At 38.7% G+C, this 25,577-nt stretch carries 26 protein-coding genes; 12 read left to right on the top strand and 14 right to left on the bottom strand.

Annotated features, from left to right (window positions below; translation table 11 throughout):
• Positions 1–48: 48 nt before the first annotated feature.
• The 5 genes from KVT27_RS05440 to KVT27_RS05420 are packed head-to-tail and all read right to left on the bottom strand — an operon-like array spanning position 49 to position 3,639.
• Positions 49–1,293, bottom strand: coding sequence for an ABC transporter permease (locus KVT27_RS05440; protein ID WP_081937015.1), 1,245 nt, complete (start codon positions 1,291–1,293; stop codon positions 49–51).
• On the bottom strand, positions 1,277–2,182 hold the full coding sequence (locus KVT27_RS05435; RefSeq protein WP_217580896.1) for an ABC transporter ATP-binding protein: 906 nt from the start codon (positions 2,180–2,182) through the stop codon (positions 1,277–1,279). The genes KVT27_RS05440 and KVT27_RS05435 overlap by 17 nt, the downstream gene beginning before the upstream one ends.
• A gap of 13 nt (positions 2,183–2,195) precedes the next feature.
• Entirely contained in the window at positions 2,196–2,726 is a 531-nt protein-coding gene (locus KVT27_RS05430) for a DUF2812 domain-containing protein (RefSeq protein ID WP_036125042.1), read from the bottom strand.
• A gap of 60 nt (positions 2,727–2,786) precedes the next feature.
• Positions 2,787–3,323, bottom strand: a complete 537-nt coding sequence (locus tag KVT27_RS05425) for a DUF2812 domain-containing protein (protein WP_036125040.1) — start codon at positions 3,321–3,323, stop codon at positions 2,787–2,789.
• A 1-nt stretch (position 3,324) separates the two neighbouring features.
• A complete protein-coding gene (locus KVT27_RS05420) occupies positions 3,325–3,639 on the bottom strand; it encodes a PadR family transcriptional regulator (protein WP_025115003.1) in 315 nt (104 codons plus the stop codon).
• A 184-nt stretch (positions 3,640–3,823) separates the two neighbouring features.
• Here KVT27_RS05420 and KVT27_RS05415 point away from each other — a divergent pair, with 184 nt between their 5' ends.
• Together KVT27_RS05415 and KVT27_RS05410 are read left to right on the top strand one after the other, a co-directional pair.
• Positions 3,824–4,405 (top strand): TetR/AcrR family transcriptional regulator, encoded by a 582-nt coding sequence (locus tag KVT27_RS05415; protein WP_036125034.1) that lies wholly within the window; start codon positions 3,824–3,826, stop codon positions 4,403–4,405.
• Between the two features lie 57 nt (positions 4,406–4,462).
• Positions 4,463–5,644, top strand: a complete 1,182-nt coding sequence (locus tag KVT27_RS05410) for a YhgE/Pip domain-containing protein (protein ID WP_217580895.1) — start codon at positions 4,463–4,465, stop codon at positions 5,642–5,644.
• A gap of 310 nt (positions 5,645–5,954) precedes the next feature.
• Here the strand turns inward: KVT27_RS05410 and KVT27_RS05405 are convergent, their stop codons facing one another.
• Positions 5,955–6,536 carry a TetR/AcrR family transcriptional regulator gene (locus KVT27_RS05405; protein ID WP_036224926.1) on the bottom strand — a complete coding sequence of 194 codons (582 nt, stop codon included), beginning with the start codon at positions 6,534–6,536 and terminating at the stop codon, positions 5,955–5,957.
• Between the two features lie 156 nt (positions 6,537–6,692).
• Between KVT27_RS05405 and KVT27_RS05400 the strand changes: the two genes are divergently transcribed.
• Positions 6,693–7,451, top strand: a complete 759-nt coding sequence (locus KVT27_RS05400) for an SDR family oxidoreductase (protein ID WP_036125029.1) — start codon at positions 6,693–6,695, stop codon at positions 7,449–7,451.
• 55 nt (positions 7,452–7,506) lie between these two features.
• Here the strand turns inward: KVT27_RS05400 and brnQ are convergent, their stop codons facing one another.
• Positions 7,507–8,847: a branched-chain amino acid transport system II carrier protein gene (gene brnQ / locus KVT27_RS05395; protein ID WP_217580894.1), complete on the bottom strand. Its 1,341-nt coding sequence runs from the start codon at positions 8,845–8,847 to the stop codon at positions 7,507–7,509.
• A gap of 179 nt (positions 8,848–9,026) precedes the next feature.
• Positions 9,027–9,779 carry an alpha/beta hydrolase gene (locus KVT27_RS05390; RefSeq protein ID WP_031419567.1) on the bottom strand — a complete coding sequence of 251 codons (753 nt, stop codon included), beginning with the start codon at positions 9,777–9,779 and terminating at the stop codon, positions 9,027–9,029.
• 284 nt (positions 9,780–10,063) lie between these two features.
• Here KVT27_RS05390 and KVT27_RS05385 point away from each other — a divergent pair, with 284 nt between their 5' ends.
• Positions 10,064–10,969 carry a LysR family transcriptional regulator gene (locus KVT27_RS05385; protein ID WP_036125024.1) on the top strand — a complete coding sequence of 302 codons (906 nt, stop codon included), beginning with the start codon at positions 10,064–10,066 and terminating at the stop codon, positions 10,967–10,969.
• Positions 10,970–11,004: 35 nt separating this feature from the next.
• Here the strand turns inward: KVT27_RS05385 and KVT27_RS05380 are convergent, their stop codons facing one another.
• On the bottom strand, positions 11,005–11,802 hold the full coding sequence (locus KVT27_RS05380) for a DUF1835 domain-containing protein (RefSeq protein WP_217580893.1): 798 nt from the start codon (positions 11,800–11,802) through the stop codon (positions 11,005–11,007).
• A 548-nt stretch (positions 11,803–12,350) separates the two neighbouring features.
• Between KVT27_RS05380 and KVT27_RS05375 the strand changes: the two genes are divergently transcribed.
• The 6 genes from KVT27_RS05375 (at position 12,351) to KVT27_RS05350 (ending at position 17,864) form a co-directional block, all read left to right on the top strand.
• Complete coding sequence (locus KVT27_RS05375) at positions 12,351–12,734, top strand: hypothetical protein (protein ID WP_036146446.1); 384 nt, start codon at positions 12,351–12,353, stop codon at positions 12,732–12,734.
• A 384-nt stretch (positions 12,735–13,118) separates the two neighbouring features.
• Positions 13,119–14,213 carry a glutamate 5-kinase gene (proB, locus tag KVT27_RS05370; protein WP_036125019.1) on the top strand — a complete coding sequence of 365 codons (1,095 nt, stop codon included), beginning with the start codon at positions 13,119–13,121 and terminating at the stop codon, positions 14,211–14,213.
• A gap of 12 nt (positions 14,214–14,225) precedes the next feature.
• Entirely contained in the window at positions 14,226–15,476 is a 1,251-nt protein-coding gene (locus KVT27_RS05365) for a glutamate-5-semialdehyde dehydrogenase (RefSeq protein WP_036146449.1), read from the top strand.
• A gap of 88 nt (positions 15,477–15,564) precedes the next feature.
• The gene (locus KVT27_RS05360) at positions 15,565–16,449 is read left to right on the top strand and encodes a DMT family transporter (RefSeq protein ID WP_036125016.1); all 885 of its coding nucleotides are present in this window, start codon (positions 15,565–15,567) and stop codon (positions 16,447–16,449) included.
• Positions 16,449–17,399: a carbohydrate kinase family protein gene (locus tag KVT27_RS05355; protein WP_036146452.1), complete on the top strand. Its 951-nt coding sequence runs from the start codon at positions 16,449–16,451 to the stop codon at positions 17,397–17,399. Before KVT27_RS05360 ends, KVT27_RS05355 begins: the two co-directional genes overlap by 1 nt.
• A 75-nt stretch (positions 17,400–17,474) precedes the next feature.
• A complete protein-coding gene (locus tag KVT27_RS05350) occupies positions 17,475–17,864 on the top strand; it encodes an RDD family protein (RefSeq protein WP_217580892.1) in 390 nt (129 codons plus the stop codon).
• A gap of 184 nt (positions 17,865–18,048) precedes the next feature.
• Here KVT27_RS05350 and KVT27_RS05345 read toward each other — a convergent pair whose 3' ends face one another.
• On the bottom strand, positions 18,049–18,480 hold the full coding sequence (locus KVT27_RS05345) for a GNAT family N-acetyltransferase (RefSeq protein ID WP_217580891.1): 432 nt from the start codon (positions 18,478–18,480) through the stop codon (positions 18,049–18,051).
• Positions 18,481–18,605: 125 nt separating this feature from the next.
• Here KVT27_RS05345 and KVT27_RS05340 point away from each other — a divergent pair, with 125 nt between their 5' ends.
• A complete protein-coding gene (locus KVT27_RS05340) occupies positions 18,606–19,058 on the top strand; it encodes a MarR family winged helix-turn-helix transcriptional regulator (protein ID WP_217580890.1) in 453 nt (150 codons plus the stop codon).
• 40 nt (positions 19,059–19,098) lie between these two features.
• Here KVT27_RS05340 and KVT27_RS05335 read toward each other — a convergent pair whose 3' ends face one another.
• Entirely contained in the window at positions 19,099–20,454 is a 1,356-nt protein-coding gene (locus KVT27_RS05335) for an aspartate aminotransferase family protein (RefSeq protein WP_217580889.1), read from the bottom strand.
• Between the two features lie 134 nt (positions 20,455–20,588).
• Here KVT27_RS05335 and KVT27_RS05330 point away from each other — a divergent pair, with 134 nt between their 5' ends.
• Complete coding sequence (locus KVT27_RS05330; RefSeq protein ID WP_036146460.1) at positions 20,589–22,226, top strand: PucR family transcriptional regulator; 1,638 nt, start codon at positions 20,589–20,591, stop codon at positions 22,224–22,226.
• Here KVT27_RS05330 and KVT27_RS05325 read toward each other — a convergent pair.
• The 3 genes from KVT27_RS05325 to KVT27_RS05315 are packed head-to-tail and all read right to left on the bottom strand — an operon-like array spanning position 22,215 to position 25,569.
• Entirely contained in the window at positions 22,215–23,042 is an 828-nt protein-coding gene (locus tag KVT27_RS05325; RefSeq protein ID WP_036125002.1) for an ABC transporter permease, read from the bottom strand. The genes KVT27_RS05330 and KVT27_RS05325 overlap by 12 nt on opposite strands.
• A 12-nt stretch (positions 23,043–23,054) precedes the next feature.
• Positions 23,055–23,996 (bottom strand): ABC transporter permease, encoded by a 942-nt coding sequence (locus tag KVT27_RS05320; RefSeq protein ID WP_036125000.1) that lies wholly within the window; start codon positions 23,994–23,996, stop codon positions 23,055–23,057.
• A 16-nt stretch (positions 23,997–24,012) separates the two neighbouring features.
• Positions 24,013–25,569, bottom strand: a complete 1,557-nt coding sequence (locus KVT27_RS05315; RefSeq protein WP_254636049.1) for an ABC transporter substrate-binding protein — start codon at positions 25,567–25,569, stop codon at positions 24,013–24,015.
• Positions 25,570–25,577: the final 8 nt, after the last annotated feature.

Genomic DNA, 25,577 nt, shown 5'->3' with positions numbered 1-25,577 from the left:
CATGAAACAACCAAAAAGCAGCTACATCATCGTGTAGCTGCTTATCATTTAAGTGGTAACCTTTAAAACTGTTTTAATTTTTTGAATGACCCCGCCTGAGCTATATGTCAGTACACTACGTTTATAGAACGATAAACTAAATAGGTACACGACTATAATCGTTGCGATTAAAATACCTAAAGATAGTAATGGAACTAACCCTCCGATATCTGTAGCACCTATCCTCATAGGCATGATCATTCCTGATGTTAATGGAATATAAGAGAATATTTTAATAATGATTGTATCTGGATTACCCATCCCTGTTAGCATGACATAGAAGCCGATAATCGTAATAATCATGGCAGGCATTAATACCTGACCTGCTTCTTCTACTTTCGATACTAATGAGCCAAATAATGCGCCAATGATAAGATACAGGATAACCGTTAGCAATAGGAATACAATGGCATAGATAACATAGCCAACAGACAATTCTTTGACAATGCTAGCAGCCGCATCCCAAACGATACCGCCTTTTACGAGCTTAGCATAAATCAGGAATACTGCTGCAAGAATGCCCATCTGCGTTAAAGCAAGCAATAAAACACCTGCAATTTTTGCTTTAAAATGAGTAGTTGGTTTGACACTTACTAAAAGCATTTCCATTGCTCTTGAACCTTTTTCAGAGGCAATTTCAGTCGTAATCATAGATAGGAATGTAGAAATAAAGAAATAAATTAAAATTCCAACTGCATAGGAAACAACTAAACCTGATTGCTTTTCTTCTTCACTTTTTCCACCCGTTGATTCCTCATTTAAGTTTTTAGTGGAAATCGTAGTTTGAGCAGCCATAATTTGTGCTGCCTGCTCTGGTGAAAGTGATAATTGCTGTACCGCATAGTGCTGACCAGCATATTGCAATAAAGATGACAATGTCGATTGATCGTTTAATTTCAGTGGTGTAAACGTAGCAATTTCAGCTTGTAGCTGACCACCTTGATCGTTAATCGTCACTATGGCATCTAGTTTGCCGTCCTTCACTTTTTTTTCAAGTGTCGGTCTATCCTTTTCATCTTGGATAAAGGCCATATCCCCATTGGAAACAAAGATACCACTTAAATCAGCAGATGTCTCATTAATAATGGCAATTTGCTGTGCTTCATCATCACCTGTAAATAGTTCCTTAATTTCGGACCAGAAAACAGCTACAGACATTACAAGTACATATAAACATGTCATTAAAATAAAGGATTTTGATTTTATTTTTGATTTATATAATTGTTTCATCAATAAATTAAACTTCGACAACATTGCCACCTACCTTATCTTTAAAGATTTCATCTAATGATAAATAATCCAGGCTGAATTTTTCAATATACTTCCCATTGGAAAGCTGCTCAAAAATACTTTGGGCAAAGCTTTCATCCACTAATGTAAGAACTATTTGTTCCTTCTCTACACGTACATCCCTGACGCCTTCTAACGCCAATAGCTGTGTTGTTGACCAATCTGTCCGTACTGCCAGTTTTGTTTTGCCATATTGTTTCTTTAAATCTAGTAGACTACCAGAGAATAAAGAAACACCTCTTTTTAATAGGCATAAGTGATCACAAAGTTCCTCCACATTATCCATTTGGTGACTAGAGAACAAAATTGTTGTACCCTGCTCCTTTAAAAGTAGAATGGCATCCTTCAGTAAGTCCTTATTAACCGGATCCAATCCACTAAACGGTTCATCCAAAATTAAAAATTCAGGTTTATGGATAAAACTAGCAATAAGCTGTACTTTTTGCTGGTTCCCCTTTGATAGTGTTTCAGCCTTATCTTTTCGTTTTTCTTCCAGCTCAAAACGTTGAATCCAAAAATCAATTTCCTTTTTCAGCTCGGCTTTTTTCATGCCACGTAGCTCACCAAAAAAGTACAACTGCTCCTCTACTTTCATCGTCGGGAAAATACCACGTTCCTCAGGTAAATATCCTAGCACATCTCGGTTAATCGCATTTACTGGCTGACCATTCCATGTAATTGTACCTGCTGTTGTCTCCTGTAAATCTAAAATCATACGGAAAGTAGTTGTTTTCCCTGCACCATTTTGGCCAATCAGACCAAAAATTTCACCTTTTTCAATTGTAAAATTCAATCCATCTACAGCCGTAAAATCCTTGTACTTCTTCGTGACATGCTGTAACTGTAAAGTCATGTTGTCATCCTCCTTATCCTTCGAATATATGTAAATTTTCTTTCAATCTTTTTTTACGGTTTTCATTTTTAAATATAGAGATACACACCAATATGGATACGATAAAATTTAAACATCCTACACTAGTGTTGACGATTGTTACAGAAGGTCCCCAAGCTCCAATCGAAAAATTATAAAGCCCAGCCACTATATTAAATAGCAACAGTACAATAAAAATACGATTCATTGACTTTATATAGCTAATTTTAGAGGTAGTATCTGAGAATAATTCAAATGGCCCTTCTTCCTTTAGTTTTCGATAATACGCCCAAACACCGAATTTGTGCACACACTCTATATTCATCGCCTCTAGAAACTCAAAATAGTCCTTCGATTTGCTATTCACAAATTCATTCCGATAAATATATTGTTGTGGTTCTCCTTTTTCAAAAACAAAATAACCTACAACTGCTTTTTTTAAATTCCACCCCCGGTCTGCCATTGCATTGACCCACCGTTCTTCCTTTTCATAATCGATAAAAAAACGGTATATTCTTTTTTCCATCCTTTCACCCCACTATATTTTTTGTTATTTTCTGATTTCCCAGAAAATAATGGACGTCCACTAATCTGAAAATATATTTAATTCCTTCTTCAATCGATTGCGGACTCGTCTAAGCCTATATAATGGGAAAGAGAATAAGATGACTACAATTAGATGTAAGCTATGTAAAATAAACCCTATCCAATTCGTCTTTTCATGAGAAAAATCGCCGATCAAGCCTGAAATACCAAAATATAAATTAAGTAGAATAAGAGAGAAAAAGAGAGCCATCTTTTTTGACAGGCTTCCTATTTTAGTTTTTTTATCCGTATAAAGCTCAAACGGACCTCCCTGGGAAGCTTTTCTAAAAAACACAAAATTACCAGAGCGATCAACTTGTTCAATGCCTGAACTTTTTAAAAATGCTAGATAGTCCTCTTCGTAATGAGTGCCAAATCGCTCTAATTCATCATGGCGATAAATATAGCTGCCTGCTTCTCCACGTTCAAACGTAAAACGAATCCATGTAAACTTTTTCAGATGCCAGCCCTGGCAAGCCATGTTGTTGACCCAATTTTCAATTGCATATGGATTAATCATCAAACGATATTTATGCATATTATTCAACTCCTCTCGTTATACGGATACCGTTGTCAAAAAGTTCCCTTAATCTCAAAATTTCATATTCAACTATCTTTTCCCCAGTTTCTGTAATTACATATTCTTTCTTGCGGCCATCCTCGTCGAGCGCCTCAATCCAGCCTCGTTCAAGCAAAGTTTTAATGGCCCCATAAATGGTACCTGCGCCTAAGCGTACTCGCCCACTACTCATTTCCTCTACTAATTGCATGATGCCATAACCATGTCTAGGCTCATACAATGCTAATAAAATATAATATACGCCTTCAGTTAACGGCGGATGCTCCTGTGTCATACAATCCCCCTTTATATCGTCTACCAATATATCGTCAGCCGATACATTTAAAATATATCAGCCGCCGATATAGTTGTCAATGTTCTTGTTGTTGATTATTTCCTTGAAACAAATTATTTTGTTGCAGAGAATTATGCACTATGCTAGCATGTAAGTGATTACTTGCACGAAAGGAAGTTTAGGATTGACAACAAAGGGAACTGCAGAACGAATCATCGAAGCTGCTCTACAATTAATTAGTGAAAAGGGCTATACTGCCGCCACAACGAAAACGATTGCTGAATTAGCCGGCGTCAATGAAGTTACACTTTTCCGCCATTTTGGCAATAAGCGTGGCCTCTTGAAAGCCATAGTTGAACAATTTTCGTATTATCCCCTTTTACAAAAGGAGATCCATCAAAATGTTACGTGGGATTTAGAAAAAGATTTATTAAACTTCTCATTAAAGCATTTTGAGTTTTTAATGTCGATTAAAGACTTGGTGATGATCGGCTTTAAGGAGTCCATCCAGTTTCCTGAAATCAGTGAGGAAATTGCCAATATTCCTCTTCTAATCAAAAAGGAACTATGCCATTACTTCCAAGAAATGCAACAACGAGGGAAGATAAGAGAGGTTGATTTTGAAGCTGCAGCGTTATCACTAATTGCGCTTAACTTTGGTCATTTTATGTCACGTGCACGTCTTGGTACCATGGTGTCTGACATACCAACCGAAGAACTATTACAGACAAGTGTTGCTATTTTTTCTAGGGGACTCGTTTCCTAGAAAAAATTTTTCCTTTCGATGCAAGTAAGTACTTACTTTATTATAGGGGGTTTAAACATGAGAGGTTTACAAACTTTATTGAGAATTCGAGAAACATATATTGGCATTGTTGCTGCAATTGCCTTTCAATTAATTTTCTTTACAATTTGGATGACAGCCTATGACGGAGTCAATGAGCGAGCTGATCAATTATCAATAGGCTTGTTGACAGAAGATACAGAAATGGGGTCGCAAATAGTAAAGGACATGAAGGACAACATTCCATTTACGCTAAAAGAATATTCCTCTATGAAGGATGCCGAGCAAGCACTCAATGAACGGCAAATTAATATGATTATGCAAATTCCAGCTAATTTTACGAAGCAGCTTAGGGCTAGAGAAAAAGCAGAAATCATTTATTCGATTAATCAGGCCAATGCTAGTGTTGCGAAAAACATGATGGATGGCGTAGCTAAGCAATTAACAGAAGAAATGAACCAAATGCTCTACCCATTACAACAAAATCAGGCAATCGAGGTGTTTTCCCAACAATTTGCCCTGCTTCCATTTGAGCAAAATACCTCACAGCAAATAAATGCATCTGTCCAAACAACCATGAAGACAGTTAAAGATCATGCCGTCGATGCGACTATCGTTAAAACGAATGATGTAGAGGGATTTGCAGCAAACTTTGTCCCACTAATGGTCATCATCTCCTCCTTTGTAGGGGCTATGGTGATGATTATGCAACATCAGCAAGCCGCACAAATGGTACAAAGTAGTGTTTCAAAATGGCAATTATTCTTTGCACGCCAGTTGCTCAATATTGGAGTCGCTCTCACTTTACCACTCCTTACAATCGGCTTAATGCATCTATTTACTATTTCGAGTAATGAAAGCTTTCTATCCATCTATTTCTTCCAATCTGTGATGTTCCTAGCTTTCCTTTGCCTCGCACAAGTTTTCGTCATTCTCTTTGGAAATATCGGCATGGTCTTTAATATTTGTGCCCTATCCCTCCAATTAGTAACCTCTGGAGTGCTCGTTCCGAAAACCATGCTTTCTGAAGGCTACCAGCAAATAGCTGCCCTGCTTCCCGCTACTTACGGTGCCGATGGCTATTACACTATTATTTTTGGAGGAAGTGCCGCTAATTTACTACAAAACAGTAGCTCCTTAGCCATCATCATCCTAGTCACTCTGGCAATTGCTACAGTAACCGTAGCAATCAAACCCGCTCCTGCTCTTACCTCTAGTTAGTTGTATGTTATAGCCCCTTGCTCTGTTCATTTGCTGGATGGACGGGGGGCTCCGTTTTTGAATGAGCTATCCACTACTTTGAGCGTTTTTTCCACCACTTTTCTCTGCTCTATCCGTCACTTTGAGCGTTTTAACCGTCACTTCGACCGTTCTATCCACTGATTTCTTCATTTCGCATCATTTCAAGCGGACTATCACCTTTTTTTGCTCTATCCGTCACTCTCAACGTTTTTTCCACCACTTTCTCCTCCCTATCTCCACTTTTTACGCTCAATCCTCACCCTAGGAATTCCATCCACTAATCCCCGCTCTATCCACCACTACGGACATTTTTCAAAATCGCGGCGAGTTGCTGATTTAAGACGCTTACGCTGTCCTTAAAGTCGCCACGGTACCATTGGATAATGAGTCCGATAATCGCATTTGCTTGGTAGGCGCTATAATAATCAATCGAAATTGATTCTGTCATTTGATGTTCGTGATGCAAGGTGATGTCTCTCTTTAGCAATGAATAAATTCCGTCAAACAGCATGTAATAATACGTCAATGGGACGTTTTTGGAAAACACAATACGATAAAACATTTTAAAGCGTTCAATATGATGAAAAATACGAATCGTGTTCGGATCTAGTTGATGTGTATCCAATGTTGTTACGGCACGGTAAGGCTCTTCGTAGGATTGGTATAAATCCTCCATAATTTCTTGAAAGTATTCTTCAAAGAGTCCTTCCTTTTGCTCGTAATGCAAATAGAAGGTTCCTCTATTCACCTTGGCTTCTCTACATATTTCTGCAATGGATATTTGCTCCAAAGGCTTTTGACTAAGTAGTGTCAATAAGGCGGCGTGTAAGGCTTGCTTTGTTTTAATAATACGTAAATCCGTTGTAGACAATTTTTTCAGCTCCTTAGTAAACAGTTTTTCCAAAAGTGTTGATTACTCAACACATCCGGATATTTTGCATATTGAAATCGCTTTCATATTTATTATATGATTTTAATGAACAGATGTTCAATATCTATCGAAAAATAGTATGAGGAGGTCTTTGAGATGAGATTAGAAGGTAAAGTAGCAATTGTGACAGGTGCAGCTTCAGGGATGGGGAAAGCTATAGCAGAAGGTTATGCAAAAGAAGGTGCTAAGGTTGTCGTTTCAGATTTAAATTTAGAAGGTGCCCAAGCGGTTGTGGAAGGCATTCAAGCGGCTGGGGGTACAGCGTTTGCCATTCAAACAAATGTCGCATCAACAGAAGACTTACAACGTTTATTTGATGAAACAAAAAGTAACTATGGACAATTAGATATTTTAGTCAATAATGCAGGTATTATGGATGGTATGGAACCAGTCGGAGAAATCTCTGATGATCGTTGGGATACAGTATTTGCGGTGAATACAACAGCTGTGATGCGCTCAATGCGTATGGCAACAGACATTTTCCTAGCCCAAGGACATGGTGTCTTTGTCAATAATATTTCTGCTGGTGGCTTATACGGTGCACGTGCAGGAGCTGCATACACTGCGTCTAAACATGCCGTTGTTGGATTAACTAAAAATACAGCCTTTATGTATGCAGATAAAAATATTCGCTGTAATGGTATTGCGCCAGGGGCAGTTATGACGAATATCGCCTCTTCCATGACAAATATGAGTCAAACAGGTGCAGCACGCCAATCACTTGGTTTATCGATTAATCCTCGTGCTGGTCAACCTGAGGAAATTGCTCAATTAGCTATTTTCCTTGGCTCAGACGAAGCGAGCTTTGTGAACGGACAAGTTATTGCTGTCGATGGTGGATGGACAGCTTACTAATATCGTAAAAAAACAACACGCACAGATGTCTTTTTCTGTGCGTGCTTACTTTTAATTATAGTACTTTTTTAGATGGAATTAGAGCTCCAAGTATTGCTCCAATGACCGCAGGCAATATCCACCCTAACCCTATATCATAAAATGGTAAAATGGAAGAATAAGCCTTCTCTACAACATCAAATACATGTAATTGCGCTTCAGGCACACTTCCTACTAAAGCTTTATAGCCGTCTATTACGCTAATGAAAAATGTGAAAATCATCGCGATGGCATACACCGTTTGCTTATTGTGAAAGAACGATGAGCTTAGTGCCAGTAATATTAAAACAATCGCAAGTGGATATAGGAACATAAGAACAGGGATGGCGAATTGTATAATATTGTTTAATCCGAAGTTGGCAATGACGAAGGATACCACACACAATAAAAATACAAACCATTTATAGCTAATCTTCGGAAACACTTCGTGGAAAAATTCACTACATGAAGTGATTAAGCCGATACTTGTCTTTAAACAAGCGAGCACAATGATAACGGCTAATAAAATAGCACCGAATGAACCGAAATAATGGTCAGCCACTGCGGCAAAAATTAAACCACCATTATCAAAGGTACCTACAGCTGAAATACTGGAAGCACCCATATACGTAATCAAGCCATAAATAAGCATCATTAGGGCCATTGCAAATATACCTGACGTCCATGTCGCCTTCGCTATTTCCTTCCGATCTGATATACCTGCACTTTTAATTGCATGAATGACCACAATCCCGAAGGCAAGCGAAGCTAAAGCATCCATCGTATTATAGCCCTCTTTAAAGCCTGTCATAAAGGCTCCATCTATATAATCACCCATCGGTTGCTGGAAATCACCCATCGGCTTGACGATACTCGTAATAATTAAAATGAATAACACAATTAAAAAGGCTGGTGTTAAATATTTACCAATGTAATCCATAATTTTTGCTGGATTTAACGAGAAATAAAAAACGATGGCGAAAAAAATGAAGCTAAACACGGCAAGCAATAATGTAACATGCTGTGCTTGAATATATGGCTCAAAGCCCACTACAAAAGGGACGGTCGCCGTACGTGGAATGGCAAAAAACGGGCCAATTGTTAAGTAAAGGGCCAATGAAAAGACAATACCGAAGACGGGATGAACACGGCTCGCTAAATCGCGTAAGCCATTACTACCTGATAAACCAATCGCTAAAATTCCGAGGAATGGTAGACCGATAGCTGTGACTAAAAATCCGATTAACCCAAGCCAAAAATGGGTCCCTGCTAGTTGACCTAATTGGATTGGAAAGATAAGATTCCCTGCTCCAAAATACAGCCCAAATAACATAGTGCCGATGACTGCATAGGTTGAGAAAGGTATTTTTTGTTGCATAATTGATGTGCTCCTTAGAAGTTTTTAACTATAGCAAATTATTTTAATCGAATGATTTTTCATTACAATTCAATTATGTTATCAAGCATTTATTATAATTACAATAGTTTTTTCGAATATCATTATGAATATAGAAAGTTAGTACATAAAAAAAAGAGCTGCCCTCTGACAGCCCTTCCTTAATTTGCAACTGACCATTCAATATGATCTAAAAATTTATAAACATCTTCATATACTTTGTCACGTTCTTTATCTAACGTAATAATATGACCTGAATTTTCATACCAAATGATTTCTTTGTCATCCGTCTCTACAGTATTTAAAATAAACGGTGCACTTTCCTGATAAAGCTCATCGTCTAATGACCCTTGAAGTACTAATGTTGGAGCTTTAATTGTAGATAAATCATCACGTGTTTCAGTCGTTAAACGTGTTACACCATCTAATGAATCTTTTGGTGAAATACGTAATTCATGTAATTCTGAAATAATTTGATCTTTTGATTTATTTTCAAAGTGTTTATATAAACGAGCATAGTGGTACAAGCGTGTAAATAAGCCTTTTGAGTTATCACGTGTAATCGGTGCACACATCGCTACACATGCTTTTACTGGAAAAGTCTCTGCTACTTTCAATGAGAAAACACCACCTAGTGAAATGCCAACAACTGCGATTTCTTCATAGCCTTTACTTTGAAGGAAGTTATAGCCTTCAACAACATCGTTCCACCAGTCTTCTGGTTTTGTTTCTAATAATGCTTCTGGTTCTACTCCGTGACCACTATAAATCGGTGCATGAACGGTATAACCTCGTTGAGATAAAAATTCTCCTAGCTTTTTCACATCTTTTGTGCTACCTGTGAATCCATGCAATAATAGTACGGCTTTTTTGCCTCCCTCAATTGTTAGAGGTTGCGGCTTTGTTAACTTCATTTTAGGATATCCCCTTCACGGAAATTATTAATTGTGTATTTTATGTGTCTATCTTAACACCCTTTATTCATAATGTACAATTTATAGTTTTTATCAAATCAATGTGTCTCATGCATGAATGATGTCAACTTAACACCTGTACTATCACACTTTCTGCTACTTAACTTTTCCATTCTTCTAATTAAAGGCAACGTCTTTTTAAAAAGTTTTTGCCACCTATACTTCCTCTCTGTTTCCCGTTATAATGCAGTTAACTTAAAAATTACGAGAATAGAGGTGAAAAAATGGAGTGGCAACAATTAGAATATTTTGTAACCGTTGCAAAGTTAGAACATATGACACGTGCTGCAGAAGCTTTGGCAATCTCTCAGCCAGCGCTAAGTCGTTCGATTTCAAAGCTGGAAGAAGAACTAGGTGTACCGCTTTTTGATAGGCAGGGACGTTCCATTATGCTCAATCGCTATGGTGAACTTTTTTTATATCGTGTGCAACGAATGCGGAAAGAATATGAGAAAGCTGTCTTAGAATTACAAGAGCTTAATAATCCGGAGCTTGGGGATGTGTCACTCGGTTTTTTACACACTCTTGGGACTAGTATTGTGCCGGACTTAATTCGTGCTTTTCGTCAGAAGCACCCCCATATCCGTTTTCATTTCACCCAAAATTACTCGCATTCTCAATTAAAACAATTGCTTGCTGGAGAGTTAGACCTGTGCTTACTAGCTGCGATTGATACAGAGCCTCCCGTTAGCTGGAAAGAACTTTGGCGAGATGAGTTATTTATTATGGTTCCAATTGATCATCCTCTTGCTCATCGCAAAAGCATAAAAATGAAAGAATTGGAGCATGAGAACTTTGTGCTGATGAAAAAAGGGTATGCCCTCCGCCGCTCAGCTGATCGCTTGTTACATGCTGCGGGCATTAAGCCTAAAATTTCTTATGAAGGTGATGAGGTATCTACCATTGCAGGTTTTGTTGGTGCAGGTCTCGGTGTTTCATTGCTACCTGATGATGAGGATTTGAATCCGAAAAAAATCGTCAAAATCCATGTGGAGGATATGGTTTGTGAACGTATTATTGGCATGGCCTGGATAGACAATCGTTATTTGTCACCATCTGCTCGTCAATTCCAACAATTTGTCTTTGATTTTTATGATAAAAAAATATCTCCTCCCTCTCAGGAAAACTGAAACGGTAGGTTGCCCATGCAGCCTACCGCTTTTTATTATACATCTATATACTTCACTCTACAGGAATGGAAATCGGATAAATCTCCTTCTATCTGAAAGAAGCCTTGCTCAATTATAGTCATTATGCGTTTCATAATGAATTCATCACTAATATAATCATCTATGGCGACGTTAATAGTATTGATCATAGGCATAAGTAAAAGCCATTCTTCATTTTGTTGTGCATGCATATCCTTCACAGCGGCAATGATGAGCGTATCCAAAGCATCTTCCTCAGCATGTACAATGCCCTCTTTCCACAATCGGAGTGGACTTGCATGTTCTTTAAGGTCTTCCCATTCCTTGGCAAGCTGTTGACATTCCTTAACCGAAAATCGTTTTGCATAAGGACGAAGCTTCATGAGCATGTCTGAGGAAAGCTCCCCTGTATGGCGAATAGCGAGATGTGGTTGAATTTGCTTCAGGCCATCTGTTGCGTCAATCCCATAAACCATACTACATTTATGAATAAACTCACTCATGACATAGCGCAAACCAATCTGTTCATGTGTATTTTGACTATACCAAACCCAAACATCCACATCACATGGCAGCTCGGCAATTTTTTTCTTCCAGCTTTCATACATATCTACGTATAATTGCTGATCTTCATTATCCTTTATAATATGAGTGTTTAACCATACTATGCGCTCTTCTAAGCTGCGAAGAGGTCCAATAGAGAAATCATCATGGACACTTAAAACGGATTCATTACGTTGCAAAAGATGTTGGCGTATAGCAAGCTTCATGGAACCCTGGGTTGCTAAGCTAAAGGTTATATGTAAAATAGCCATGTGAATTCCTCCTAATATTTGCTAATGGCAATCTGTATCCCTATCAGTAAAGAGGATACCTTGAACCATATTTAATCGCTTAGCAAGCACAGGCTTTCCAATAATGACGAATCTATCTTTCCTGCAACAATACTAAACAAAAAAATATTATTCATGCTTGTACTAAAAATACTATACCCAAAATAACCATTTGAAACGCCCTATGTTCAAGTGATGAATTGACGACTGTGATCACTACACAAGGGATTGAAGATTACTCTTTACTATCCCTTTTCTATATTATAAAAAATAAGATTGGGAGGTAAATGACTCAATGCATCTTGGAAACCTCCAATAATGCCCTTCCCCCACTACTTTTAACAAACTATTTTCATTATACTACATGCCGTACTTTACTTTAGATGTAAGTTTATGACTTTATTAAAAAATTTTCGTGAACATTCGTTTCACAATTATTGCTCGTTTAAGCAATACTTTTCTCCCTTATTACATTATAATAGAAGAAACTCATCATAAAATAGACAACTTCAATAAGAGGTGATTATTAGATGGCAGTTAGTGATATTGTTTCACAGTATGAAGATGAGCACGGTCAGGTTTACTATAAAATGAAGTCCCATGACATACAAGTAAAAGCTACACAAAATACAGGCTTAGCTCCTGTTATCACCTACTGGATGAATGACAAAGATATTACCGACTCTATTAGAAATTTACGTTTTAGTCCGCGTCCCCCATCAAGCTATATTCAGGATTATGAAGAATTTCAAGCAATGCTTTATTCGAAAGAGCAACGTGCCATTAACAAGCTTTATGAACAAATGAGCATTAAGCCAAAAAACATGTCCTCAGGAAAACAAGTACTATGGAGCTTCTTTGTGATTATGCTAGCAATGCTCCCCCTTTTCATCGCCATTTGGTGGTTTAAATAAAAATATCATGCCATTTCTATCTTTTTTTCTTAATTTATCAAAACTTTCAAGTAATTTTCCCGATCATCTTGACAGGCATTTGGAAGTAGTGCATTCTTTACTCAATAGTTGAAAAACTTTATGATGAGAAAACGAACGAAGACCAGTAATTAGTAACTGCTTGAGCAGAGAGCGATGTCCATCGGCTGCAAGACATTGTGCAAGTAAGACCAATGAACCTACTTTGTCTATCGTCCTAGCTAAACTAGGCGCAGTCTCTAGCGTTATGAGGAAAGTGGAATGTCGCACGATATTCAATGTAGGTGGTACCACGGAAAGCAACCCTTTTCGTCCTAATTTTTTTAGGATGAAAGGGTTTTTATTTTGACAATTGGAGGTCTTGTGGTGGAAAAAAAGAGAATTGTCGTCAAGATTGGGAGTAGCTCCTTAACAAATGCAAAAGGCGAAATCGATAAAGTTCGCTTAATGGATCATGTTCAGGCAATCGCGGAGTTGAAGAATCAGGGACATGACGTATTACTTGTATCATCAGGTGCAGTAGCAGCAGGCTTTAAACAGCTTGGCTACCCAGCTCGTCCTGTTACGGTAAAGGGCAAACAGGCGGCGGCGGCAGTTGGGCAAAGCTTGCTTATTCAAACGTATAGTGCCTTATTTAGTATTTATGATATAATGCCTGCTCAAATTTTACTGACGCGTACCGATTTTTCTAAAAAGGAATGCTATAAAAATGCCTATGCTACTTTCGAGGAATTGCTTGAACGCTCGATGCTACCTATTATTAATGAAAATGATACCGTTTCTATAAGTGAATTAACCTTTGGCGACAATGATATGCTGTCTGCGCTTGTTAGTGGACTGGTACATGCAGATCAACTCATCATTTTAACAGATGTTAATGGCTTATATAACGCCAACCCTAGCAAAAACCCTCATGCAGAGCGCATCGATTACTTAACATCCATTACAGATGACCTATTAAACCTTGCAGACGGTACAGGTTCAAAGGTGGGTACAGGTGGCATGGCATCTAAGCTACTGGCTGCCCGCACAGCTTTACAGGCAGGAGTTAAAGTTTTTATTGGTACAGGGAGTGGCGCTCAAAAGCTTGTTGATATTTTAGCAGGGCGTGGTGATGGCACGTATGTTGGACATGATGACCTAGCCGTGTTAAAGAATCATAAACAGTGGATTGCACTTACGGAAGTTTCTGGTAAAATTTTTATAGATAGTGGCGCCGAACAAGCACTTATGGTCAATGGTAAAAGCTTGTTACCTGCTGGTGTTTATCAGGTGGAGGGTGATTTTAACAATGGAGATGTAGTTGAAGTGTATAGTGAACAAGGTCTACTTGGACGTGGTGAAGTGCTGTATTCCTCACAAGAATTGATGTCCGCAATGGGCAAACGGTCAAATGCATTTTCGAAATGCCCGATCGAGGTTATTCATAGAGATAAATGGCTGAAAATTCAAACTAAATAAGGAGGTCTAAACATGGTAAGTGAAATTCAAACAAAGGGCCAACGTGCCAAAGCCGCTAGCTATATATTAAATATTAAAACGACTTGTGAGAAAAATGAAGCTCTAACTAAAATTGCCGAACAGCTATTGATGGACCAACATGACATCATTGCAGAAAATGCGAAAGACCTTGTCAATGGAGAACAACAAGGGATGTCGGCTTCTACATTGGACCGTATCATGCTCAATGAGGAACGCATTGTGGCGATGGTCGATGCCATTCATTTACTTGTCTCTCTCAAGGACCCAGTTGGCACAGTCATCGAACGTATAGATAAAGATAATGGTCTCCATATTGAAAAACGCATGGTACCACTTGGTGTCATAGGAATGATCTATGAAGCAAGACCGAATGTTACGGTGGATGCCGCGACACTTTCCCTAAAAACAGGCAATGCCGTGATTTTACGAGGGAGCTCATCTGCTACGTTTTCAAATAGTGCCCTTGTAGCAAGTATTCATCGTGCATTAGCAAAAACGTCTCTACCGACAGATGCTGTCCAACTAATTGAGGATACGAGCCGCGAAACAGCTAAGGAATTATTTCATTTAAACGAGTACTTGGATGTATTAATACCTCGAGGCGGCAAGACTCTTATAGACTTAGTCGTCCGAGAAGCTTCTGTCCCTGTATTAGAAACAGGTGCAGGCAATTGTCATATTTATGTGGACGAAATGGCGGATTACATAAAGACAGAAAAAATTTGTTTGAATGCCAAAACACAGCGTCCCTCTGTTTGTAATGCTGCAGAAAGCTTATTAATTCACCCTGTATGGTTTAAAACATATGGCACGCAACTTTTATCTTCGCTCCATAAAGCAGGTGTTACGATTATTGGTGACGAGCGAGTATGCGAAGCATTTTCTGGAGCCCTTCTAGCGACTGAGGATGACTATGCGACTGAGTTCCTTGATTTAAAAATAAGTGTTAAATTAGTTGAAAATGTTTACGAGGCCATTGAGCATATTCATCATTTTGGGACAAATCATTCTGAAGCGATTATTACGGAAGATCCATTAGTGGCGGAAACGTTTTTAAACAGCGTTGATGCAGCGGCAGTTTATCATAACGCTTCTACCCGCTTCACGGATGGTTTTGAATTTGGCTATGGAGCAGAAATTGGTATTAGTACGCAAAAGCTACATGCGCGTGGCCCGATGGGATTACCTGCCCTCACCTCTACAAAATATTTTATATATGGTAATGGGCAAATTCGCGAATAATGCGATAGCAAGATAAATGCTGGTAGGGATTTACCCTACTAGCTTTCATTTTCACATTTACAAATAAAAAATAGAAAGAAGGTTTTGTATGAACATCTCAGCCATTATTAAACTAACCGTATCGATGGCACTTTTTGGCTCCATCGGCTTTTTCACCGTTCATACGGGTGTTCCTGCAACAGAGCTTGTTTTTGTTAGATGTATTTGCGCAACCCTCTTTCTAGGAGTATTGTGGCTCATCACAGGTGGACATAAAACGGAGAAATGGGAAAGGAAAGAAATTATTCAAACGATTATTTGTGGCGTTTTCCTAGTGTTAAATTGGGTATTTTTATTTAAAGCCTTTGAGGAAATGTCCATTTCAATTGCGATTTCTATCTATAATTTAGCTCCTATCTTTGTCTTAATTTTAGGCGCTATCTTTTTAAAAGAAAAAATGACCATTCGAGCACTCGTAGCAACCATTACTTGCTTTATTGGTAGTATTTTTATTATGGGTCTTCAAAATTTTGTATCTTTCTCTGAATTTATGCAATCAGGATTTGTTTGGGCCTTACTGTCAGCGGTGTTTTATGCCCTTACTATGCTAACAAGCAAGACCATTACAAACCTTAGCTCCTACGCCTTAACATATATACAAACAACGGTTGGCATTGTAATACTACTGCCCTTCATTGATTTCTCGCTCTTTGAAGGTTTAACCTCAACCAATTGGTTCTATATTTTAGGGACAGGATTTATTCACACTGGATTTGTTTATTATTTATTTTTTGATAGTATCCGTAGTCTTTCTACCATTCTAGTTTCCGTATTAGTATTCGTCGACCCAGTTGTCGCAATTTTACTCGATATGCTGCTGCTTGATTTTATGCCGAACTTTATGCAAACATTAGGCATTCTATTCATCTTCGGTGGGATTTTCTATACGATCTATACACCAAAGAAGAAACGGCTACCACAGGAGGTATCCTAATGGGCAAACTCTTTACAATTGGCGAATTATTAATAGATTTCACACCAACTCAGCAGCATGGTGATCTAGCCCATATTGAGCATTTTACGAAGCATGCTGGCGGAGCCCCTGCAAATGTTGCAGCAGTGTGTGCCAAGCTTGGTCAACAGGCTGCCCTCCTAACACAAGTAGGGCAGGATGCGTTTGGTGATTTTCTGAAGAAGACTTTGCAGCTAGCAGGTGTGGATACACAATATATTCGTCAAACGACTGAGGGAGAAACAAGCCTTGCTTTTGTAGCACTCTCTGAAACTGGGGAGCGTGATTTTCAATTTTACCGACGTCATGCTGCAGATCTATTGTATAAACAAGAGTATCTCCCCTCACAACTATTAACCGACAAAGATATCATTCATTTTTGTTCTGTTAATCTTGTGGTAAGTCCGATGAAGTCTGCCCATATAGCTTTTATTGAGCAGGCACATCAAGCAGGCAGCATCGTTTCCTTTGATCCGAATGTGCGATTGCCTTTATGGCAGGATGAGACGGCATGTCGAGAAACGATTCTAGCTTTTTTACCAAAAGCCCATATTGTAAAGCTCTCCAATGAAGAACTGTTATTTCTAACAGCCATAGAAGAAGAATTGTCGGCTGTACACACATTATTTCAGGGACATCTAGAGACGATTATCATTACACATGGAGCAGAAGGCGCAACATTATATACAAAAAAATGTCATAGTAAGGTCAATGCTGAGAACGTACAAGCAGTTGATACGACTGGTGCTGGGGACGCTTTTATTGGAGCGATATTAAGTCAATTCCTTCAACATCAATTATCTGTGGATCATTTGGTGGCCTATTGTGAACAGCATGCGATATCACTGCTTACTTTTGCAAACCGCTACGCAGGAATCACAACAATGAAGCACGGGGCAATCCCCTCTTATCCTGAACAATTATTGGAATGAATCTAGCATCATTCGAAACTTTTTATCCTTATTTTCCGTATGTACTGGTGAGAAATCAATGGAAGGAGGACCTGTATGGAATCGATAACAAAAAAACGAGCCATTGCTTTTTTAATGGATACAGCTATTTCAACAGCTGTCACATTAGGCGTAGAGTATTTTCTACGAAAGAAAGTGAAAAGTGAGGTGGTTCATGCACTCGTTACACCGACCGCCATGTTATGGGCATTAGAGTATGCACAGCTTCGTAAAAATGGACAGACCATTGGCTACAAAGCAATGGGACTAGTACTTGAACATGAAGAGGGTCATGCATTATCAGACCGTCAAATTATTAAACGCATGGCTTATCGCGACACAATCAGTTCATTTCACTATTTAAAAAATCGCCAAGCTTTCGAGCAACAGCAAGGTCAATACCTTCCCCATGACAGCTTTGCGGGTACGGTTGTGAAAGAAAAATAAACAAATAGCTGAAATTAGCGGTAGATAAGCAACACAATGACGTATGAAGCATGATGACACATATCCAACTTTCATAGGCTAACCATAAAATACCTCACCCTAAGATCAACAGGAGGAGGTATTTTTAATGACCATTAACTTTATGCTTTCTTCAATAAAGAGTACGTGGACATTCCCAGCACATTTACCAATATTTCTTCATTAAAATATGGGGAATGCCACAATCCATAAACTCTTCCCCTACACGCTTATAGCCTAATTTTTCATAAAAAACCTCTGCATACGATTGAGCATTTAATTTAGCTTTTGTCAGACCATTATCGCGGGCAATTTGCTCTAACCCCATAATGATTTCTTTGCCAAGCCCAAATTTACGGAACTCTTCTACTATGCAAATACGCTCCAATTTACCATAGCCCTCGACTACACGGAGTCTACCCGTTCCTACTGGCTGCTCCTTATAGTACACAAGAATATGATCACATGGTGCTTGCAGTGAATCAAATTCATCATACTCTTCTACCTCAGGTACTTGTTGCTCTTCAATAAAAACTTTTCGTCTAAAATCAAATGCTACTTGTAAGTCTGCTTCAGTTGTTACTTTTTTTATGCTCATGAATACGCCTCCTAGTTTTACTTCAATCATCCTCTTCTCCAGGTGCATTTTTCGCCTGAAGATGATACTATTAGTATAGAACGATTTTTATTGCAAATACAATAAAAATCTCAGGAGGATAGAAAATGAAAGAAATCTTACGTGAAATTGGTGCGATCGCACGGGCATTAGACTCGATTAGTAATATAGAATTTAAGGAATTGGATTTAACGAAGGGTCAATATTTATATGTAATCCGAATTTGCGAAAATCCTGGGATCATTCAAGAAAAAGTGGCAGAGCTATTGAAGGTCGATCGCACAACCGCTTCTCGGGCGATTCAAAAATTAGAAACAAAAGGCTTTATTGAAAAAAGAAGTGATCAAGGAAATAAGAAAAATAAATTACTTTTCCCAACTAATAAAAGCTTAGACATCTATCCATTTTTAAAACGGGAGGGCGAGTACTCCAACGAACGAGCACTTGATGGTTTTTCTAGCGAAGAAGTCGATCGCATTCACCATTTACTCACGCGCGTCCTACAAAATATTGAAATTGATTGGGAAGCTGTAAAAAAAGGACAGAAGCGACACTATTAAAGGCGATTCCTGATTTATCCCTATTTGGAATCGCCTCCTATTAGACATGGGTGGCAAATACTTTTTTTAAAACAGCTACCATAAATTCAAGATCTTCATCGGTACAGCAAAGTGGTGGACTTAACGTAATGATATTATTATAGCCCTCCACTGTATCGCCATTTTTCCCAACAATTAAACCATTCGCTTTACAAGCAGCTATGATGCTTGCTACACGTTCTTCCTTAGCAGGTTTTTGTGAGGCTTTATCTTCAACAAGCTCGATACCAACGAGCAACCCAAGTCCTCGTATATCACCAACAAAGGGTAGTTCTAATAAGTCTTGTAAGTCATGGAGTAATTGAATTCCCAAATCTTTTGCTCGTTGTACTAGTCCCTCTTCCTCAATGATCTTAATATTTTCTAATGCTACTGCACAGGCTGCTGGGTTTCCACCGAACGTATTAATATGTCGAAAATGACTATAGCCATCTGATTCTTTAAATTTTTCATAAATATCTTTTCTTACTGCTGTAATTGATAATGGTAAATAGGCGCTAGTGAGTCCCTTCGCCATCGTAATAACATCTGGGCGAATACCGAAATGCTGATGGCCAAATAGCTTACCTGTTCGCCCAAAACCACAAATAATTTCATCGATAATGAGTAATACCCCATATTTTCTACAAATGCACTCTACTTCTTGAACATATGTTGGCTGTGGAATTAAGACACCTCCACCTGTTATGAATGGCTCCATAATCACTGCCGCAATTGTTTCTTTTTGCTCCCAAATAATTTTTTCCTCGATGTCACGTGCTCTTGCTAAATTATATGCTTCAATAGATTGTCCTTTTGGACGGCGATAAGGATCCGGTGGGGCAACATGCAGGAAGCCTGGTGTTAAGGGCTCATATTTATATTTACGTAATGCCTGGCCTGTAGCGGCTAATGCTCCAAGTGAGCTACCATGGTAGGCACGATAACGAGCAATCATTTTATAGCGGTTCCCTTCCCCGTTTTGTTGATGGTATTGTCGTATTACCTTGAACGCTACTTCATTTGCATCAGAACCACTATTCGAATAAAACATCATATAGTCATCCTCTAATAAGCTGTTGATTTTTTCAGCTAATCTAATAGCCGGTTCATGGCTTTGAGTTAAAGGAGCATAGCATAGTTTTTTTAATTGCTCATAAGCGACCTTAGCAAGTCGCTCACGTCCATAACCTACATTGACCGCCCATAAGCCTGACATGCCATCTAAAAATCGATTGCCTAAACTGTCTGTTATCCAGGCACCTTCTCCCTGTTCAATAATGACGGGTGTATGGTCGTTATAAATGGACATATGGTGCCAAACGTTTTCACGATCTTTTTGCTGTAAGGTATGGGTGAACTGATCACTTCGTTCCATATCATGACCTCCAATCGTGTATCCTAGATGTCTTTTGTCTTTCGTCAATTTCTTCTCATTCGTGTTGAAATTTTCTGACTTCTCAAACATAATAAAAAATAGACATTGTACATTCGAAGGGCAGGTGCTAATTTATGTCGAAACATCCTCTACTCGTACGTGATGTCCTGAAGCGCAAATATTTTGAATCGGCGAAGCTAATAGCAGGACAACATGGCCTTGAACGCCAAGTTCAGTGGACACATATTTTAGAAATTAAAGATTTTGATACATTAATTAATGGTGGTGAGCTCATTTTAACTACCGGTGTCGGTTTACAGTTAGAGCGCGAAACACAAATTGCCTACTTACAAAACCTTATTCGGAATGAAGCAGCAGGGCTTTGTATTGAAATTGGAGACTATTTTGATCATGTCCCCGTCGAGCTGATTGCCATGGCGAATGCGCATCATTTCCCAATCATTGTCTTTGAAGAAATAGTACGCTTTATCGATATTACACAAGATTTACATACGTACATAATTAACCAACATCAACAGGCACTTACACAACTCGATACCCTTTCCAAAACATTTATGGAATTATCGCTAATGCCAAATGGTATTTTAAAAATTTTACAAGTCCTTCATCAAGATACCGAGGCACCATTTTTATTTGTCTCTGAAGATACCAAAAGCTTTTATTATCCAGTCGAAGCCAAAAAGTATTTACGTATGATGGAAGAACATTGTCAGCAGTTAGAACTACAGGAGCCCTTGCATCTTTTATCAATCGACAAGGATCATTTTGTCATTATCCCCGTAAATGGCCTTGGGCAAGTTTGGGGCTATTTATGTATGCATTCTGGACTGCCAAAACCGAGTGATTATACCTTATTAAACTTGGAACGTGCTACGATGTCGATTGCCCATATTTTAATGCGAAATCGCATGCTACAGGAACGTCAACAAAGCCGTGAAGATGAATTTATTCTTGCGTTAATTCAAGGCCAGCCTGTTGATATCCAATACTATCAAAGCTATTTACCGATTGAAAGTCGCAATTTATTTTACCGTGTCGTTGTGTTCAATCTACATGACGAAGCCAAAGTAGTACCAGAGGAAGAGTGGCAGGAAATTCAATTACAAAATGCCATGTATGTCCGCTCCATATTAAAGAAGCTAGGATTCTTCCCTACCGTTTCAGTACGACAGCATGAAATTATTATTTTAGCCTTCTATATTGCTGCAGATTATATGAAGGATAATCGAGATTCTTTTGATCAAGCGATATCACAAATCGTTGCTAGAAAAGCATCTCAATTTTTTGAACAGCTCACCCTTACTTGTGGGATTAGCAATGTTTATCAAACGATAGAAAGTGTCCATCTTGGCTATAAGGAGGCTAAATCGGTTATTCAAATGCAACATCATCAATTGACTAGCTCCATTTATTATAAGGATTTAGGTGTCTTCCGGTTATTACTACAGCAGGAGCAGACCGCCCTATTACAATTTGTGAAAGATTATTTACAAGAACTATTATTGCTGGATCAAAAAAATGGTCATGATTTATTCCAAACATTAGCTGTTTACTTAGCTTGCAATGGAGCTAAAAATGATACGGCTGAGCAATTGTTTATCGTCCGTCAAACGCTCTATAAACGAATTGAACGACTAGAAAGTATATTCGGTGCTGATTTTTTACAGGCGCCACATCGACTAAACATTGAAATTGCAGTCAAGGCCTATGAGCTTTTGCAAAAAACAGCACCTGATTTATTACGATTTTGAACGCGGGTCCATAAAATCACGTAAGGCATTACTAAGCATATATAGACCAAGAACAAGCATCGTAATGGCTCCTCCAGGCGCATACGTATACCAAGGGGCACCGATTAAATAAGCCTGTGAATCTTTTAACATTCTGCCCCAGCTAGGGTTTGGTGGCTGAACACCAAGCCCTAAATAGCTTAGTGCTGCCTCTGCTAGCATGGCAGTTGCGAATGTGACCGTCGCTGCGACAATAATTTGCGATGATATATTAGGTAAAATATGACGAAACATAATGCTATGAGGCTTAACGCCAATTAATTTCGCTGCCAATACATACTCCGAATCACGTTGTTGGACAAAGCCGCTTCGCGCAATTCGAGCAATAGCAGGGATGGCGATAATGCCCAATGCTATGGCCGTATTGACAATCCCTGGGCCAAAAACAGCTACTAGCATTAACGCTAAAATAATGCCCGGAAATGCCATTAATGCGTCCATCGTTCGCATAAATATTTCATCAATCCAGCCGCCAACATAGCCTGCAATCCCACCTATGGTAATCCCAAAAAATGTGCCAATTCCTACAGTTAATAATCCAACAGCGAAAGCAGTTTGTGTCCCCTTCATAATTCGGCTAAAAATATCACGCCCGAATTCATCTGTCCCAAAAAGATAAGCACCACCTGGCCCACGCAATTTCTCAGGTATGTTCATGGCGTTAACATCATGAGGTGTATAAAAAAAGCTGACCAACATGACGAGCAAAAAGCCGACAATGACGAGGAGACCAATGGATAAATTCAGTTTTTTCGTATAACGTTGTAGCTGTTTCATTGTATCCACCTCTTAACGTAATCGGATTCTAGGATCTAATACAGAATATAAAATATCGACAATAAAATTTATCATAACCACAGCAACCGTAATATACATGACGATCCCCTGCACAAGCGGAAAATCACGGTTACTAATAGCCGTTATGAGAAGCTGTCCAATACCAGGCAAAGAAAATACTTGCTCCACAATAATCGTCCCCGCTACAACTTCCGCCATAATTAGGCCAAATACGGTTAAAATCGGAATCATGGAATTTTTCAATACATGCTTATACATGACATTATGTTCAGACATTCCTTTACTGCGAATTGTGCGTACATAGTCGAGCTGAACCTGCTCTAGAATAGCTGTACGGACATAGCGGAAGTTCACAGCAATTTGTGGTATCGCAATGGTTAGGGCTGGGAGAAGGAGCGTACTGAGCGCCCCTGCAACACTCTGTGTCCATGGAATATAACCACTAATTTTAAAGAAGCTAAACTGTAAGCCCACGTAAAGAATAAGCATCATCCCTAACCAAAAGGATGGTACAGCCATCCCAATTTGTGTCACAGTAGATAATGACACATCACTTATTTTATTTTGCCTTCTTGCTGCAAACATCCCTAAAGGTAAGGAAATGAATAAAACAATGAGCAAGGTAATCCCCGCCAACGACATAGTGACAGGAAGTCGATCAAATAATAAATCTTTTACAGGCATTGAAAAACGAATGGAATCGCCTAGCTGACCTGTCAATAAGCCCTTCATCCAATCCACATATTGTTCATAAAGAGGACGATCTAAGCCGAGTTCAGATCGTAAATTTTCAATTTGTGTGGGATCCGCTTCTGTCCCTAACATCGTTCGTACCGGATCTCCAGGTAATATTTGAAAAACACCAAATGTGATGATGGATACTAGCAGGATGGTTGTTATTAACAGGATGATACGACGTAAAATATACATCATGAGCACTCATCCCTTTCTAGTTTGAAAATTGAACCTCTGACATATCATGGAACCAGAATGGATAGCTCTTAAGCCCCGTCACTTGTTTGTCAGCACCCCAAACAATTTGATAATCAGCAATATAAACCGCAGTAGCCTGCTCAGCTAAGATTTCCTGTGCTCGATGGTAGTACTCAATTTGTTTGGCTTGATCTGTTTCCTTTAGCACATCCGTCATAATTTTGTCATACTCGTCATTTTTAAATAGGAAGAAATTTTCACTATCATTTGTAGAAATATAATCATTTAACACCTCGTAGGCTGATGCACGACCTGTTAAATCAATCGTTGTCATTTCATAGTCACGACCAAAATAAACACGGTCTAGCCAAATACCCCACTCCACCACCTCAATCTCTACATCAATGCCAATCTCTTGCAAATTTGCAACTGCAATTTGCGCTATATTCGAATACATATCATTGTGGGAAGATACCGTAATTTTTGTTTTGAAGCCATCCGGATAACCAGCCTCTGCCAATAATGCCTTCGCTTTTTCTACATCGCGTTCATACATGCTTTCTAAGCCCTTCTTTTGGAAATCGCCCATCGCTGGACTCATATTAGAACCAAGTGGGACAGCATAGCCCGCAAATACCGAATCAATAATATCGGATTTACTAATCGCGTAGTTAATAGCCTGTCTAACTTTTACGTTATCGAATGGTGCCTTTGTTTCATTAAATGTGATGATTAAAGAAGAGTTATTATTTTGATGCATTAAATTGTAGCCTCCTTCAACCTCACTCACACGATGCCATGGCACACTTGTTAAATCAACCTCATTTGCCATCAAGCTCATAATCGCTGCTTGATCATCTGATTGGAAGGTAAACGTAACTTTATTCAAATAAGGTAAGCCTTCCTGCCAGTAGTGATCATTTTTCTTAAGTTCTAAATTTGTCCCTGGCGCGTATTTCACAAAGGCAAAAGGACCTGTTCCGATTGGATTCTCATTATGCTTCCCATCATTACTTTTAGGTATAATAGCTGATTGTCTTGCCGTTAATGAATACAGGAAGTTAGAATTAGGCTCCTTTAACTTAATCACAAATGTGCTGGCATCTGGTGCCTCAGTTGATGCCACGTTATCGAAGTTATTGGACATTTTTTCCCCACCGTTTTTCCCCATTAAACGATCAAAGGAATATTGAATATCGTCCATCGTTAAGTCATCACCATTATGGAATTTCACACCTTGGCGAATTTTGAATGTATACGTTAAACCATCCTCTGAAACTTCATAGCTCTCTGCAAGTCCTTCTTTTAAAGAACCATTTGTTTCTGGCGCCATTAGTCCTTCAAATAAATTCATAATCATCTGATACGAAATGGAAGCCGTTGCCTTATGTGGATCTAAAAAATCGGGATCATCATTTACACGCACTACAATTTCCTGTGGCACATCTGCTGTAGTTTGTCCATCAGAGCTATTAGAGCTCGTTGAAACTTTCTCTCCATCACTAGAACATGCACTTATGATAAATACCATCATGAACATTAAGAGTATTACCCCACCGTTTTTCAAATTCATTGTCGTTC

Source organism: Lysinibacillus sp. GbtcB16 (assembly GCF_019091145.1).
Lineage (GTDB): Bacteria > Bacillota > Bacilli > Bacillales_A > Planococcaceae > Lysinibacillus > Lysinibacillus fusiformis.
Note: the sequence above shows the minus strand (reverse complement) of the source record. Positions and strands in the feature narration are given on the sequence as shown.